Here is a 15,833-nt window from a genome sequence, read left to right as displayed (position 1 = left end):
CGGCGGCGCAGGGGGCTGGCCACCAGCATCTCGAGTCCGGGAGGGTGTCACTAACGTCCAGCCCTCATACATCTACCGACCGGTTCCAGGCGATGGCCTCGGGCGGGCGGACGTGGTTGTAGTCGGCGCGGTAGGCTTCCACGTGCTCGACCAGGGACAGTCCGTGGTCGATCTCCTCCAGGAACAGTCACTCATATTTCAGGGTGCCGAATCCGCGTTCGCATGATCCGTTTTGCCCCGGGGTCCAGCCCTTCATGCGCGCGTGGTGCAGCTGAAGGGTGGGCCGCGATGAACGCCTCGAAAGTGAAGGAGCGGAACGGTCCGCCGTTGTCGGTCACAATGATCACCACCGGTAGGACCTCGCCGGTCTCCGGGCCGACCCGCGCGTGCTCGGCCAGGGGCGCCCCGAGCATGACCTCGGACTCGGCCTGGGCCTTCTCGATCGCCGAGATCGCGTCGTGCATGTTCGCTGTCGAGGATACGTGGGCGTCGAACTCGTACTTGGAGAAGTAGTCCCGGCACGCCGCGATCCGCCAGGTCCCGCCGGTGGTGGTCTCGAACTTGGCTGTTGTCCAGCTGCCAGACCTGGTTCGGCCCGGTCGGCTCGGCGGCGAACGCGGCTCTGCGTCGCCGGGCGAGCTTGCGCCGCTCCCGCTGGTACTCGGCGGGAAGGATCAGCCCCTCCTCGCGCAGCAGGCGCAGCATGGTGGCTTGGGATACCCGGTGGCCGTCGTGGCGGGCTATCGCCCAGAACTTCCGATGGCCCCACGCCGGATGGGTCATCGCGTGGGCGACGACCGCTTCGCAGACGGGCTCACGTGCCGGTCGCGGCCACGGGCCCTTCGGTGCCTGGCCGGCCCTCGCCTGGCCTGCCAGCATCGCCAGGTGCGTTCGGGCACGTCGAAGAGCTGGCAGAACCTCGCGGTCGACATGCCCGCCTCCGTGCGGATCACCTCGAGGTCCTGGAAAGGTCCAGCCGACCCTCCGCGGATTTCTTTCACACCCGGATCTCGATCGCGGCCTCACCCGGGGCGGAGGTCAGGTCCGTGACCTGCTCCTCCAGTTGCTGCTCACGAGCCGAGGGCTTAGCCTCACCGGCCTCGATCCTGGCCTTGGCGCCTTCGAGGAAGTCGGCCTTCCACCGGCCGATGGACTACTCCGAGACCTTGTTTCGGCGGGCGGCCTCGGCGATCGTCATCTCGCCCTGCAGGACGGACAGCACGATGCGGGTCTTCCTCTCCGGCGGGATCGTCGGTGGTCTTCCCATGGTTCTGAGACTCTCCTTTAGGGGCTGGATCAGTACCTAACTACCCCTGCCACAAAGTCTGACGCGCGACACCCCCACACAACCGCACACACCACCCCAGCCGGGCACCCCCGGGGGCGGAGGGCAGGTGCCCCGGGGGCGGGGCAGGCCAGGCGGCAGGGGCCCCGGACGGGGAGCGCCTGGGGCCGACACCCAGGGGGCAGGGGCGCCGGCCCCCGGGGGCCACGACACCGGTCCACCCGACCGCGAGCACGTTTTAGGGGCCAATAATTCCGGAAACCCCCGTAACCCCCGTAGCCCCACGGTCACGCACCGCAACACCAGTTTTCAGCTGTGAACAATCGAGCGATAACCACCTGACGAACTCTCGACACCCCCATCGTGCAAATCATAAATAATCTTCGGGGGTAAAATATCCCCATGAGTCCTCAAGAACACAAAATGTCGGTCAGCCCAGACGAAACTGCTTCCCTTAGAGAGTTTATTCATCTCACGCGTCGCTCTCTGGCCACTTTCCGTCAACTTGACTTTTACACAACGCTTCCACCCAGCTCTGATTTAGCCGAAGATGATAAATACCTCGATGGATCTAAAGCTGTTCATCCTGAAATCCACAAGGGCGGCTACCCTCTTTCCATCTATTGCCACCACCTCCTAGGCGCTGCGTCTGATAATCTAGCGTCCCTCTTAGCTATGATTTATAATACTTCCGGCACCAACCAATTAAATGTTGAAGCTCGTCGCAGCGGCCCCTATGCCGTCATTCGTGCCTCCATTGAGGCCTCAGCCCAAGTGTGTTGGTTACTTACTCCTCCGGGCAGCAAACAGCGCGCGGTACGCCGGATGTGCCTGTGGGCCGATGAAATAAATTACAAAGAGTGGGCCGTCAAGAGTTTTGACAAGAGTTCCCGGGCAGTTCTTAGCCATCCTTTCGATCTATTCGATAAAGATCACATGCGACCAGCTGAATGGCAGGTAATGCACCAACGCGCCAAAGATCAAATGAAGAAAGAAAAACGAGCGTATAAGTCCATCGCTGGCGGCATCGAAGGTGCTCTAGGGAACATCGACAACGACCGTAAAAAGTGCAGTTTTACTGCTCTGCTGAACTCCCTTGAGGACGATCACTCTTGGATGCACGAAGGTGGCCTATTCGCTTCATGGCAAGTGTGCTCCGCCCTATCTCACGGCAAGCAATGGGGGTATGGCGTTTTCTCCTCGCGTGAACTAATCGAGGACCGCCCCGGTCAGAACACTAAGATTTATGCTGAGTCCATCAACTACACAAATATGTCCAATATGGGCACCCTGGCGGTTGCGATGCTCTCACAAGCCGTGAATCTATATAAGAAACGCTCAGCCCCCCAGCTTTAGTTTACCTATTTAGCTGCCTGGATATACGAGAGTCACAGACGTGTCTTCTGCGCTGCCTTCTTGTCCCTCCTCGGACGGAACCTGGACACGGCGAATCCCACTGCGAGCACGAGTGCTGCGGCGGCTACGACGCGGGGCATGTCCAGGCCGGCGTTCTCCCCCAGGGGCACCACTACGGCGTTGCTGTGGGCTGCCAGCACCCCGTGGCTGACCAGCCACGCGAGCACCGGGGCTGACTTGGCGGCGATCCAGGCCGCTCCCCCGGCCAGGACTGCTGGCACCAGGAAGCCCATGACGTTGATCAGCGCTAGTTCTTCGTTCTCGTTGTTCGCCAGGTTGCTCATGGGGGTGCTCCTCAGGCTGCTTCTTCTAGGTCGTCGTCATCGGCGTAGCGGGCTTGTACCTCGGCCCCGGGGCTGAGCTCGGTGCTCAGCTCCTGACCCTGGTCGTCGTAGCCGACGATGAGGCAGTCGTGGCCCTCGTGGTGGATCTCGGAGACCATGATCTCCACCCCCAGCTGCTCCAGCTGCACGTACTGCCCCTCCTGGAGCTGTTCGACCGTGGTGGTGAACGTGGGCTGGTGCGTCGCTGGTGCGACGGCGGGGCCGGGCCTGGGCGGGGCCATGCGCGGCTCGTAGACCGGGCGGGGTTTGGCATCGGCGGAGTGGAACGTGCGGACGATCGCCGCGGCCACGGTGCGCCCGTAGTCCAAGCTCGTGGTGCTCTGGTCTTCCAGCGGAGCCGGGAACAGGGCCATGGCTTCCTCGAAGGAGTCCGCAGTCTGCAGCACAGGATCCTGGGGGGCTGTGTGCTGGTTCTGGTGTGCTGCGCGGAACCGACGGGATTCTTCGCTGGCGATGGGATCGAAGATGATCTCCTCGCCATTGGAGTCCAGCATCTTGGCCTCCAGGATGTTCTGCCACGTAACCGTAGGCTCCGCCTCGTCCTCGCCGCCGCCGGTCGGTGTGGGCGCCTGGATCGCCTTGCGGCTGTAGATCTCCTCCTCCGGGGTCATCGCCTCGATGATGCCGGGGTTGTAGTCGTCGTGGTTGGGGTCCGGGTTGGCGTTCAGGGTGGCCTGGATCATCGTCGGCTCGTTGTTGATCAGCGACACCGCGCGGCCTGGGATCGGCGGCACCTGGCACCCGATGGCGTGGTTGTCCCACATCATCACCGAGCCGGCAGCGGACTTAAGCCGGCCCAGGGAGATCCGGGCGCCGAAGTTGTCTCGCAGCTCGCCGTCGATGATGGTCGTGTCGGGCCGCTGCATACCGAAGATCAGGTGCATCTTGGCCGAGCGCGCCAGGCGCCCGATGTTCGCCAGCCATTCCATGACCGGGGGCTTGGCGCGCATGCCCTTGACCTTGGTCTCCTGGTAGCGCTGGTCCACAGCCGTAAGCAGCGAGGTGACCTCGTCCACCACCAGCATGATCGGGTCCAGGTCTTCCACGCGCACCTTGCGCTCCCGGATCAGGCGGTAGCGCTCCTTCATCGTCTCGTGCGCCAGGTAGATCAGCCGGATCTGGGAGTCCACGTCTTGGCCCAGGTACTCGATGTTGCGCCACTGGTCGTACCCCAGGAACTCGATGTACTTGCCGTCCACCAGCCACACGCGCCAGCCGGCCTGTGTGGCCTGCTGGATCACTCCGTGCTCGCAGATCGTCTTACCGCCGCCGGTGCCGCCGATGACCAGCAGGTGGGCGTCACGGGAGGGGCGCCACACCGCCTGTGCGCCGCCGGGTCCGACGCCCAGGGGGATCTCGAACCGGCGGTAGCTGGCGTGGTCTGCGATCGGCTGAGCCCGGGTGGCCGGGGGCATGACCAGCGCGGGCAGCGGCTTGGCGCGGTAGAGCACGAAGCGGTCCTCGTTGGGGTAGGCGATGAACCGGAAGGCTGCGTCGGGCAGCTGGGACACCAGCCGGCGCCCGACCTGGTTCTGCTTCCCGCTCAGAGCAATGTCCAGGCCGTTGATGCCGGAGATCTCCGCAGCGGTGAGGTAGTCGCCCTCCGGGGTCGTCTCCCACTCGTAGGACACGGTGGCCGAGGGGTCGAAGACCTCGCGCGCGGCCTTCGTGAACCGCTGCTCCACCTGCTCACGTTCGGTGAGCTCCACGCGGGCTTCTTCCGGCTTGGGAGTGAAGATGAACCGGCCCGGCTTGTTCTTCTTCGTGCGCACCACATAGGTCACCCCTTCCACCCGGGACAGGGCGGCGGTGATCTTCTCGAGCTGCATCTGGTCGATCATCGCCAGGAAGCGGGCATTGAGCACGATGCGTTTGGCCGGGCCCGGGCTCGTCAGGCTGCCCCACCCGTATCGTGAGGCCACCAGGGTCCGGCGGGCCTGGCTTTCCATGTGCTCAGGTAGCGGCTGGCCCACGGTGGCCGCGATCGCCTGTCGCATCGCCGCGGGGCGCGCGTCCCTCTTGAGCCACAGGCGCCTGGTGGCCACCACCATGGCCGCAGTCGCCAGCAGCCCCAGCACCGCCAGGAGGAAGACCAGCGCCCTGGGGCGCCCGACGGCCAGAAGGGACGCGCACGCGGCCACCGTCAGGCTGATGCCCAGGCCCGCCGTGGAGATCACCCGCGGGCGGCGCGGATCGTAATAGTCCTCGCGGTAGCTCACTATCTGGCTCATGGTTACTTCTTCTCCGGCACGTAAAGGTAGGCATTCACTTGTCCCGCGTCAATTTCCTTGGGGCGAACGTTAAATTTGTGGCCCGGGGGTGCATAAAAACTGTTGTTATATTCGGATATTACAACCTTACCGTCCTGCGTTACTTCATCGACCCATGCCACGTGTCCGGCTGATCCAATTCCTTCGCCACCTCCGGCATTCCACCAGGCCACCGATCCGGCGACTGGGGTGTTGGAGACTTTCCACCCTGATGCTTCCCACGCGCTTTTCCATTCGGCGCCGTTGCCCTTTTGGTGCCCCCCGTAAGAGTTGTTGAAGATGATCTTGTCCGCGGTACCACCCATGGCCTCGTTGACTTTCCAGGAGGCGTAGGAGGTGCACTCGCCGTAGAAGAACCCCAGCGGGTCAGCGTTGTACACGTTGGGAGGCGGGGCCAGATGGTCCCACGGGTAGGTGTTCTTGCCGTCACCGGCTTTGCCCGGCTTGCCCGCCTTCCCGCTCTTGCCCCCGGCTGCGCAGCCCGAGCTGGCTCCCTGATCCCCCTGGCTCCCGGCGGAGCTCGCAGCGGCACCCTGGGCCTTGTGGTCCTTGCGCTTGGCGTCGTCGGCGGGGCGGCTGGTGTCGATCCCGGCTTCCTCGATGATCTTGTTCGCCGGCTCGTAGCTCTCCACGTAGTGGTTAGGATCCGAGTTGTGCTGGACCTTGTTGATGACCGGGGAGATCTCCCCGGTCTCCCACCCGGGGATGTCCACCAAGCCCTTGTTCCCACCGTGGCCCAGGAAGAAGCTACGGGCCGCCGTTGCCGGGTCGGTGACCTCCTTGATGCTCCCCCACCCTTGGGAGGGCTGCTGCTGGAACAGACCCTTGGAGTCCGTGGGAGAACCGTCGGGGTTCGTCACTCCCTTGTCCTCGTCGCCAAAGTTGAGATTGATCAGCGTCGATTCACCAAATGCCGCGGTAATTGCCACTTTGGAAGCCTGGCCAGACAGGCCGAGTTCTTGGGCCACCGCGTCGATCGTCTTGGCGTTTTTGAGCTGCTGCTCGTGGAGTTTCTTGGGGACGTTGAGCTCGTCGCTAATGGCCGAGACCGCTCCCCCGATCATGTCTTCCACGCCGCAATCTTGGGAGTTTTTCTGGTTGATGATTGTCGTTCCCGCCATAGCCACCATGGCCACCACGGCAACCAGAAGCATGACTACAGCAAGGATGGTCCCGACGACAATGTCTCTGAAAAGCGGACTTCCTTTGTGATTCTGCGATTTATTGTCAGTCATGGTCTACTTTTCGTCCGTAACGCGCTGCCAGTCGTCCAGCGGTGCCGCGTTGATGAGCCAGCCCTGGTCGGTGAGCTGCTGACGGATCCGGTAGTTGAGGTGGTAGGTGCCCTGGTCCTGGGTCCGCATCGTGACCTGGACGTAGTGGGACCACCGCAGGGGCGTGTCCGTGCCCCAGTCCTCCACGTTGCCCTTGATCTTCACGTCGCTCACGGTGGTGGGGGTCTTGTCCGCCACCGCTCCGTTGGGGACTTGGGGCAGCTGGGAGGCCAGGTTTGGGGTCAGCCACGGCCTGGTGGTTTTCTCCCACCGGTCGTCGGACTCCGAGGCCCGCGAGTTGTAGACCTTGAGGAAGGCCGTCGCCACCGCCTTGGGGTCCTCACGGTCCGGGTGCTGTGCAGGCAGCGGGGCGATCGACTGCTGGGCGTAGGTGGGCTTGGTGGGCTGCTCTACCGCCTGGGGCCCGTCCGGGTTGGGCTGGGAGAAACCGTTGCGGGTGTCCGCCGGCAGAGCCGTCTCTTGGTCCTGCGTGGCTTCGGTTGTCGGCTCAGGCTTTTCGGAGGCGAGCTTGGGTGCCCACAGTGAGGCCGTGGACACCAGCACCACGATCACCGCGAGCACAGCGAAGATGCTCCAGCCGATACGGCGTGCGCTCATCAGATCTCACCTCGTTCCGCGGCGCTCTTTCGGTGGTGCATCTGGTACACCCCGGTCTGGGTAGCAAGCTTCCGCCCCTGGGGCCGCTGGCTGCTCCCGTCCGTGTCGGACATATCCCAGGCCCGGACCACCTTGGTGTGCGGGGGCACGGTGTCCACGACCTCCCCGGTCACGACGTTGTTGGTCGTCCCGTTGCGGTTCACTCGCACGGTGCCGTACTGGCCTGCAGGCATCGTGGACCTCTGCCGCGGGGTCCGGTGCGGGGCCGGCCCAGACTCCTGGGGAGTTCCTGCCTGCGGAGTGCCGGTGTTCCCCTGCGTCTTTGAGGCCCCCGTAGGGGTCACCGCGGTGCTCGAGCTTCCCGTTCGCGCGGGAACGCTCGGGGTGCCGCTGCGCTGCATGGTTCCCGCGTCCTGGGTGGTGGAGGACTGCTCGCGCGGCGGGGTGTCGGTCTCCTCCTCGCTCCGGGTCGTGGTGGCGACTTCGCCGCCGGTGTGGCGGGGGGAGCCCATGGGGATGGATCCGTCCTCGTTGCGCCACCCCTGGGTAGGTGCAGTGGCCTCTGTCCTCTCCGGCTGGGGAGCTTCCTCTGCTGTGGGCTGCGCCGAGATAGCGGGTCGGTCCTGGTAGGAGTGAGTCCGCGGGGCTGCTCCCGTGTCGGGTCGGCTGGGCCCAGGCGTGGGCGCCGTGCGTGCGCGGCTGGCTGAGCGTGCCGCGCTGGCAGCAGCCATGCCGCGAGAGACCCCGTGCACCGCCGCAGTGCCTGCGCCACCGGTTGCTGCTCCGACGCCCATAGCGGCCAGAGCGGTCAATCCGCGCGTCATGGCTTTCTTCTTGGCCCGCTGCTGCAGGTACTTCGAGCCGGCCTTCTTGCCGAGGTCCGTGGTCTTCTCACCGGCGCGAGAGAGCACGGAGGGCTTCATCTTCGGCGCCTTGTTCAGCGGGGAGCTCCCCAGCGCTTCTGCCAGCCTGCGGCCCACGCTCTTGCCCTGGCGCTTGAACCACCAGAACGTCACGGCCAGGGCCAGCAGCATCAGGCCCAGCATGAGGTTGGCGATCATCATCACCGCAGCCCCCAGCGCCTGCGTGAATTTGCCGAGCAGCCAGAGGTACACGCTGAGCAGGAAGACGTAGACGCCGACCATCACGACGTTCACGACCATCTGCAGGAAAGCGTTGAGGAAGGCCTGCCGGCCTCCTCCGGGGAAGACGGCCAGGTGGGCTCGCAGGACGGTGTTGATCGCTCCCAGCCCGGCCAGCAGCACGTCCTTGAGCAGGAAGAACAGGAAGACGGAGACCAGGGCGAGCACACCGGCGGTGGAGACGCAGAACATGAAGAAGAACGCGAACACCGCGAAGTTGTCGGTCTCGTTGGCGCCCTTGAGCTCCTTGTCGCACTTCAAGATCGCTTTGCGTTTTTTCTCCGCGTCGGCGTGGTCCTTGGCCTTGTCGTCCCAGGTGGTGGCGCAGTCGCTGCCCTCGAGGTCGCTGCCGAACGAGAGCATCAGTGCGGGTCGTCGCACGGTCAGATCCACGATCTGCCCGGAGACGGGGTTGCTCGAGGCCTTGGCCCCTTCTTCGGTGCCCGTCACGGTGGCCTGACTGGCCTCGGTGCCGTAGTCGGCGGAGACGGTGATCCAGTCCTTGACCACGGAGGAGGGGTTGCCCATGGGGCTGGCCACCAGGCCCACCACCACGGCCACGAGAGCGGCTTCTGCCAGGGCTGCGCCCATCTTCCCGCGGATAGCACCCCAGGCGATCACGAGGGCGGCGATGGCAATGCCCAGGCCGATGATCCCGGCCCGGTCCAGGACCCCCTGCAGGGAGTTGGCCAACAGGGTCAACGGTGCCAGCACCCAGTCCAGCCATTCCAGGGACAGGATGAAGTCGCACAGCGCCAGCACCGCGTAGGTGACCAGGGTGTACCCCATCCAGGCGATGCGCATCAGCACACCGCGGATCTGCCGGGTGACGTAGACCGATTGGCCGTAGTCCAGGGGCAGCTCGGTGTACTGGTCCACCGGTACCCCATGGCTGTCGGTGACATCACCCAGAGGTAGCCAGTAGGTGCCCAGGGTGGTCTTTGGTGCCGAGTCGTCGTCGGCCATGGCCGCGGTGGTGTTGATCAGCTGGCTTACGGTGCACAGGATCATCACCGCCAGGACCGCTCGGGTCTTGCGGTGGACGGACAGCCAGACCCATAGCCGCAGCATGGCGTCTTCGGCGGGGGTGCTCGAGATCGTCTTCATGCTCAGGCCTCTCTCTTGACCTTCGGCGGGGTGGTCAGCACGGTCTTGGCGCGGTTCTCGGCCCGCGGGATGAGCACCTTCACCTTGCCCACACGGCTGAGGTGGTCACGGAACAGGGCCTCCCCGCGGCGGTGCTCGGGCACGGAACCGGAGGAGTCCATCGGGGCGAGGTCCTTGGTCACCAGGTCGATGTACTCGCTGGTCGCGTAGCTCTCGTCCAGCCACTCCAGGTTCTGTTTGGCCAGCTGCACGTCACGGGTGCGGAACACTGCCCGCTGCGGGATGAGACCACGCAGCTCTGGCGGTCCGAGCTCGAGCGCGGAGTGGGTGCCCAGCAGCACGGCGCCCTTGTGCTTGCGCCCGGTCTTGATCGCGTCACTGATCGTGGAGGTGCCTTCGGGGGATCCGGTCATGTGGTGGCACTCGTCCACGGTGAACACGGTTTCCTGACTGTCATCTGCGTACATGATGTTGCGTCCAATGGAAGCCAAGTAGGCGTAGGCCGCTCGGCCCATGGTCTTGTCCACGCCCATCTCTTTGCGGGCCTCGGGGTTGTTGAGCTGCTCGGCGTTGGGCAGGGCCATGCCGTGGGTGCAGAACACCGTGGCCTGGGCGGAGAAGTCCATCGGGGGCAAGGAGGGGTCGAAGAAGGTCTGACCGAACTCAACGTCCGCGAACACGTCCATCAGCCGTGCGATGCGGCGGGCCACGTCCCGGTCGGCTTCGTGAATGTTCCCCGACTCCAGGTGGTTCTTGAGATCTCGTAGCGAGCCGATCTCCAGGTCCTTGTTCTGGATCTTCTTGAGCTCCGCGTTGAGCAGGATCCCCTCGTCGTCCTTGACCGAGACGCCCAGCATCATCGTCATCAAGTTCAGGGTCTCGCGGATCCGCTGGGCCGGGGACTGGTAGATGCGCAGCGGGTCCAGCGCCCACACGGGGTTCATGAAGTCGATCACGTTCGCGGTGGTCAGGGACTCGGCCAGCGCCTTCCACTCCTGGTTGTCGGAGTGGTCCACCGCGATCAGCTGGGCGCCGCGGTCGATACTGTGCGAGGCCACGGTCTTCTGGGCCACCGATTTGCCAGATCCGAGCTCACCGACGAAGCCCATGGACCCCGACACGTCGTTCTCCGCCAGGCCGGCGAGGCTGATCAGCACCGGCGAGAAGCGGCCCGTGGTGATGTTCGTGGCGAACCGGAAGCCGTGGGGCATCCCCAGCAGATCGTTGGTCAGGGGCACGCCCATGGAGAAGGCCCGCCCGGTGGTGATCTGGGAGAACTCGTTGGCTACGGAGGAGATCGTGGACCCGGGCCAGAAGTCCCAGAACAGCTTTTCCTGACCGCCCAGGGGCACGTCCAGGGTCCACTCCTCCGAGGCGTACATGTCGCGCAGGTCCTTCATCTCGTCCTGTGCGATCTCCGGGGTAGGCCCGGCGGAAGAGAAGATGATCGAGGCAGCGACTTCCACCTCTCGGTCGCTGGCCGTCAGCTCCCCCACGTACTCGCTCAGGGCCATGGCCGACTTGTCGATCTCGTTGTTGCCGCTGACCACACTCGGAGAGTCCTCACGCTGACGGTACTGGTCCCTGATGTTGCTCTCAGCCCGACGGTTCTTGGACATGACCCGATCCGAGGGGGTGATCACCAGACGCAGTACGAAGTCGATGTCGTGGGAGATCGAGGCGGCGAAGTTGATGAACTCCGCTCCCGGGAAGACGAACCCCGCCTGCGGGGTCAGCCCCATCACTGCGAACTGCTGGTACGCCGGGGCGGAGTCACCGGTCTCGACCTTCAAGAAGCGACGGCGGAACAGCTTGCGCTGCGGGGCCGTCACGTCCTCCATGTCGCTCAGCGCGCCTTCATCCAGCAACGGTTCCGGGAGGCAGGTGCCGGCGTTGATCCAGGATTCCGCGCGCTGCACCTCAGAGTGCTCATAGGAGGAGTGCAGCTCGGCCCCCCGGGTCACCAGGTGTCGGGTGATCCACCGGATGGCCTTGATCCCTACCCGGCGAGGCTGAAAGGGCGAGGGAATGTTCTTCTCGATCTGCTCCATCCGCATGCGCCAGGTGTTGAACCAGGCCTCCGCCGGAGGGCGCACGGTGGCGCGGGTCAACTCGGACGCCGAGAGGTCGAACGAGCGCCAGAAAGTGTTGACCAGCTCCTGGGGGGTTTTGCGTGAGAGCGGGGCGATCAGAAAATAGAGTCTTTCCCCCGCGGGGTTATCGGAGAGGTCCTGGTAGGTCAGGCTGCACTCTTCCATCCACTGCGCCGAGGGGTCTTCAACGTCCTCGAGCATTTTGCCCATGATTTCTTCGGGGGATGATGCCGTCACAAGCCCCAAGATCATGGCTTCCCCCGTCAAGGACTGGAGGAAGTCTTGGTGCTTGGCTCTCACCGCTTCTTTTTGGGCAGTGGTGCCAAGACCATAGGCGAGGCCTTCGAGCTTCCAGGCCGCATAGGCCACACCGCTGCGGGTGACGAATACGTTGTCTCGGACCCACCGGATGGGCTGTCGCAGAACGTCCGCCATGTGAATACTCCTTTGCGATTTATCGGGCTGTGGTCAGATCGGCCATTAGCCGGTCCAGCCCTGAGTAGATCTGTGCGGGCTCGGTGGAATCTTTAGAATTTGCCATTTCACCCGCGTCGGATGACGCAACCGAGTTTTTGCGGTTTCCAGTTATCTGGTGCGCCTTAGCGCGTTTCTTCCCGTTGATCTTACTTTGCCCGTATCCATTCGGAAGCTTTCGCCCCCGGTATTTTCCGGTGGCGGGTCTGCTGAACAAGGACATGGCGCAGTTTATGAGGTTCAGGGGTGACCTACGGGTTCGAGGCATTTTTCCGGCCCCGTAGATCACCCCTGCCGTCACAAACAGCAGAATCAGGATCTCGCTGAAAATGTCACCAGATCCCCAGATCGGGCGAGTCACAAACCCGAGCACCAAGACCAGGATCCCCAGGGCGAACTGCGTGACCGTGTAGGGCCCTCCGGGGATTTTCTCGCCCGTGGGGGTCACACCGATAAGTTGGGGAATCTTGCGGGCAGAGGTGTAGAACTTGCCCGTCTGCACTTGGTTCTGCTCGGCGTCCATGGGTGCCTCCTAGTTTCAGAGAAGTTCCGGTGCTGCCGGGGCTTCTTGGGTGATGACCTGGGTCGGTGCAGAGGCGTTCGTTTCTTCTGCGGTCTTCCCGCCGAAGAAGGAGATGAGTGCCGGCAGCGACGCGATCAGTCCGCCCACGACGATGGCCATGATCACGGAACCGACGGTCTTGCCTCGCCAGGCGATGATGATCGCCACGATCAGGCCGATGACGATGAGCAGGCCCCTGATGGTGTTCTGGGCGGCGGAGCTCTTCTCGTCTACCCAATCGAACACGCCGCCTTGCATGCCGACGTTTACCAGGTTGTTGACGTGGACCATAGCGGTGCTGAACATTTTTTACTCCTCAGGTTAGCGATTTAATTTCGGAGGGCCGGGGCGCTGTTGATCTGGGTAACTTCCCAGCGCCCGTCTCGAACTTTCATGCTCAGAACGTACTGAGCGGGTTTCGAGGTCTTGTCGTGGGTCACCACCGCTGTTACGAGCACATCGGCAGTCTGCCCATCTGATGAAGAAACGTCTTTGATTTCTTCTGCGCTATTCGCTTCTTTCAGCGTAACCAAATCCCAGTACGAGGGAGAGATCGCCGTAATTTGTTTGTCAGGAGCCACATACCGTGTCACGTCTCCCTTACCGGTGACGTATGCCTCCAGGAAGTCTTTGATTGTGTTCTGCATGTCCTGATCAGAGACCCGACGGTTGTAGCTAGTCTGAGGCGCATCCTTGACTCCGGGGCTTGCAATCGGAGTTGGTGCTCCCACCACGGAAAGGGCCTCTCCGGAACCTGCGACCGCCACCTGGTACCAGTACGGCGTCCAGATCTCCTTTTTCTTATCCTTGCTGCTCTTGTCCTCTTCCACGGTTTTCACTGACGCGGAGACCACGACCGAGGTCATGTCGTCGGACTCTTTGTGGACACTGGCCACGGCGAGGTCTTTGTATTCCACGGGGGTGTCACCCGTGATGGCAGTGGTCTGCATGGTGCCGTATGCGTCGAGTGCCTTGTGATCGCTTTTCGTTGCACTCAGCCAGGCACCGACGTAGGACTGCGCGAAAGATCCAGCCTGCTGCTGTTCAACACCGGCACTGTCTGCCACTACGGTTTGCGGCGGGGGGTCTGATTTGAACGAGTTGAGGAACCCGTACAGCGCCATGAGTGCCACCAGTCCCGCCACGACGTATACGGCCCACCGCCCCGCAGTTCCCGTGGCGGCTTGCACGACCGTACCGCTGCCGGTGGTGGTGCGCGGCTTTTGCTTCTTCGGTTTTTTGCCGGGCTTGACCGTCGATGACCCTTTACGGGACATGAAGGCCGGGACTTGTGGCTTCTTCATCTTGATCATGCGATTTCCTTTACCGTCAGAGTCTCTTGGTCGCTTCCCGTGCTGCCTTGGCCAGCTTGAAGTGGTCATTTTCAAGCGCCAGGCCCACGGCCTCATTCAGGTGGTGGGTGATCTTCTCGCGCAGCGCCTGGCGATGTTCATCCGCCCACCCGTGGCAGCCCTCCAGGGGGCTCCTCACCGCGGCACATGCCTCCAGCGCTTCCTGGGTTTCTTCCCCTTGCTCGAGGTGCGCGAGGAGATCGTCCACGTCGGTGCGGACTGGTGCGAGGGTCCACCCGTTCTCGGTGCTCAGTGCATCGGGCAGGAGCTCTCGGATGCGCTTTGCCGTGCGGGTCCGCCTGATCCTGGCCGCGTGTCCTTCGTTCTCTGCATCGGGCCAGACAGCATCGCTGAACGCGGCTACGTCCGAGTGGCCACCGTGGAGGTGGAGGTAGGCGACGACTTCTCCTGCCGCGCGCCCAGCGGATTCACCGGTGGCCCCGTGGATCTCGGGCTTGCCCATCAGGCTCAGCTCGATCCTGGCCGGGGATTCGAGGGCTTCCTCCCGCACCTGGCCAGCTTCCTCGAGCTCGGGAAGATCCGTGGACTCGGCGGTGGTCTGGGGCTGCTCCTCCTTGATGGCTTTGCCCGCAGCGGGCTCGTTGTCCATGGCCTCCAGCGTCTCTGCCGACACGTCCGCCTCCGCAGCAGAACTGGTGGAATGCAGCTCTTCGGTGTTCTCGGGATCCTGTGGCTGATCATCCGCCCCGGTGCTCTCCACCTCGGGCGCGTTGAACATCGCCTCCAGCGCCTCAGCTGACGCCACATCCTCCTCAGCCGCTCCGGTGCCGGCGTTCTGCTCGAGGTCCGGGTGGTCCTGGGGGTCGCCGTCTCTCTCCGTCTGACCAGCCTCGGGCCCGTTGAACATCGCCTCCAGCGTCTCTGCTGACACGTCCACCTCCGGGGCGGTGCTGGACGAGGGCTCAGCGGCGAAGTCCTCCACGCTGATGTTCTCGAACGCAGACGCCGCAGATTGAGCCTCTTCTTCCCGCTTCTCCCAGATGACCTCCATGGCCTGGTACAGCTCGTGCTGCTCTCCCACGAGGTTGGGCATGATCCGCAGCCCGTGGGGCCCTGCGTTCACGACGGTCGCCAGACCGTCCTCGTCCTCGGAGATGAACATGGCCTGCTCAGTGGCCACGGTGTCGGTGAGCAGCCCGGTGTGTTCCGAGCGGATGCGGTTGTAGACCACGACCGTTGCGGGGCTGGAGTCCTTCACGTAGATCGTTGCGGGCGCTCCTGCCAGGTCATCGGCGGTGATCTGCTCGATGGTCTCCACCAGGTGGAACGAGGATTCCTGGTGGTGCTTGCTGAGGAAGGCCACGAGCTTGGGGCCCAGCTCGTGGTATCCGACCAGCCAGATGTGCAGGTCTGCGGCCCAGGGCTCGGTGGCCTGCTCCATGACCTGCCCCACCATGAGCGCGGAGGTGAACTGGGCAAGCCCCACGGAGCCAAGGACCTGCCACCGCGCGGTGTTCAGCATGATCTTCATGCCGTCGGGGCCGTTGCCCACTGCGGTGAGCGCCGCGGTCTGTGTCCCATATGCTGCTCCCGTTTCCAGGGCCAGGGCATCCTCATGGGTGATGGCCCACTGGTCGCGGTAGTCCTCAGAGACGTGGTAGAAGGGCTCCTCCATCTCGATCTCGTGCGCGAAGGTGAGGGAGATGCGCTCGTGGTTGATGCTGCCGAGCTCGACGATGGGCAGCTCCGGGTGGTCACCGAAGTACCGGGCGACGTTCTCCATCGCTTCGAGGCCGGTGCCTACCGGCTGGTGCGTGATCCGATCCGTGGAGGACGGGATGATGCGCCGGCGCCGGTCTTCCTTGATGCCCTGCTCGAAGATCCAGGCGTCGATCTTTTCCTCGCGGTTGCTGCCCATCGTCAACTCCTCTCGTC

General features: G+C 63.8%; 12 protein-coding genes. 1 reads left to right on the top strand and 11 read right to left on the bottom strand.

The genetic code is table 11. From position 1 onward, the window contains the following. Positions 1 to 191: 191 nt before the first annotated feature. Positions 192 to 464 (bottom strand): hypothetical protein, encoded by a 273-nt coding sequence (locus tag RF646_RS12530; RefSeq protein ID WP_368836149.1) that lies wholly within the window; start codon positions 462 to 464, stop codon positions 192 to 194. A 1,223-nt stretch (positions 465 to 1,687) separates the two neighbouring features. On the opposite strand from RF646_RS12530, the gene RF646_RS12525 reads away from it, so the two are divergent. Continuing rightward, complete coding sequence (locus RF646_RS12525) at positions 1,688 to 2,641, top strand: hypothetical protein (protein ID WP_368836148.1); 954 nt, start codon at positions 1,688 to 1,690, stop codon at positions 2,639 to 2,641. Between the two features lie 32 nt (positions 2,642 to 2,673). Here the strand turns inward: RF646_RS12525 and RF646_RS12520 are convergent, their stop codons facing one another. Genes RF646_RS12520 through RF646_RS12475 form a run of 10 tightly spaced genes read right to left on the bottom strand, consistent with a single transcriptional unit; the run spans position 2,674 to position 15,816 of the window. Next, complete coding sequence (locus tag RF646_RS12520) at positions 2,674 to 2,985, bottom strand: hypothetical protein (RefSeq protein WP_368836147.1); 312 nt, start codon at positions 2,983 to 2,985, stop codon at positions 2,674 to 2,676. Positions 2,986 to 2,996: 11 nt separating this feature from the next. Beyond that, on the bottom strand, positions 2,997 to 5,276 hold the full coding sequence (locus RF646_RS12515; protein ID WP_368836146.1) for a hypothetical protein: 2,280 nt from the start codon (positions 5,274 to 5,276) through the stop codon (positions 2,997 to 2,999). A 2-nt stretch (positions 5,277 to 5,278) separates the two neighbouring features. Next, positions 5,279 to 6,550 (bottom strand): CHAP domain-containing protein, encoded by a 1,272-nt coding sequence (locus tag RF646_RS12510; RefSeq protein ID WP_368836145.1) that lies wholly within the window; start codon positions 6,548 to 6,550, stop codon positions 5,279 to 5,281. A 3-nt stretch (positions 6,551 to 6,553) separates the two neighbouring features. Then, on the bottom strand, positions 6,554 to 7,207 hold the full coding sequence (locus RF646_RS12505) for a hypothetical protein (RefSeq protein ID WP_368836144.1): 654 nt from the start codon (positions 7,205 to 7,207) through the stop codon (positions 6,554 to 6,556). Further along, entirely contained in the window at positions 7,207 to 9,456 is a 2,250-nt protein-coding gene (locus tag RF646_RS12500; RefSeq protein WP_368836143.1) for a hypothetical protein, read from the bottom strand. The genes RF646_RS12505 and RF646_RS12500 overlap by 1 nt, the downstream gene beginning before the upstream one ends. Positions 9,457 to 9,458: 2 nt before the next feature. Then, complete coding sequence (locus RF646_RS12495; protein WP_144943308.1) at positions 9,459 to 11,984, bottom strand: ATP-binding protein; 2,526 nt, start codon at positions 11,982 to 11,984, stop codon at positions 9,459 to 9,461. Between the two features lie 19 nt (positions 11,985 to 12,003). After that, positions 12,004 to 12,546: a hypothetical protein gene (locus tag RF646_RS12490; RefSeq protein ID WP_368836141.1), complete on the bottom strand. Its 543-nt coding sequence runs from the start codon at positions 12,544 to 12,546 to the stop codon at positions 12,004 to 12,006. Positions 12,547 to 12,561: 15 nt separating this feature from the next. Next, positions 12,562 to 12,891 carry a hypothetical protein gene (locus tag RF646_RS12485; RefSeq protein ID WP_068470573.1) on the bottom strand — a complete coding sequence of 110 codons (330 nt, stop codon included), beginning with the start codon at positions 12,889 to 12,891 and terminating at the stop codon, positions 12,562 to 12,564. 23 nt (positions 12,892 to 12,914) lie between these two features. Continuing rightward, on the bottom strand, positions 12,915 to 13,898 hold the full coding sequence (locus RF646_RS12480; protein ID WP_318541936.1) for a conjugal transfer protein: 984 nt from the start codon (positions 13,896 to 13,898) through the stop codon (positions 12,915 to 12,917). Positions 13,899 to 13,914: 16 nt separating this feature from the next. Beyond that, a complete protein-coding gene (locus RF646_RS12475; RefSeq protein ID WP_368836140.1) occupies positions 13,915 to 15,816 on the bottom strand; it encodes a hypothetical protein in 1,902 nt (633 codons plus the stop codon). Positions 15,817 to 15,833 lie beyond the last annotated feature (17 nt).

The organism is Kocuria sp. CPCC 205261, assembly GCF_040981025.1.
Lineage (GTDB): Bacteria > Actinomycetota > Actinomycetes > Actinomycetales > Micrococcaceae > Kocuria > Kocuria marina.
This window is presented reverse-complemented; position numbering and strand designations above follow the sequence as displayed.